1 protein-coding gene is annotated in these 268 nt (G+C 47.8%); it reads right to left on the reverse strand.

From position 1 onward, the window contains the following. Positions 1-268, reverse strand: a 268-nt coding sequence (locus A3757_RS27510; RefSeq protein ID WP_231878209.1) for a hypothetical protein, incomplete at both ends; no start/stop codon positions are given.

The following is a 268-nucleotide window of genomic DNA, read 5'->3' on the forward strand; positions in this document are numbered from 1 at the left end:
ATGATCACGGTAGCGATTGCCGCGATTTGTAATAGTAACCACAGAGTTTGCGTCCCGACTTGAAAACGCGAAATAGTGGTAATCCCCCGGATCACAATAGGGATAACCGCCACAGCGCAAATGAAATACCCGATCGATAGCGGAATACCCAGCAAGGCATGTAAAGCCGATGCGAGAATAGCGGCTTCAATCGCAAAGAAGATAAAAGTAAACGAAGCATAAATAAGTGACGTGACTGTGGAGCCTAAGTAGCCAAACCCGGCACCTC

This window comes from Oleiphilus sp. HI0117 (assembly GCF_001635235.1).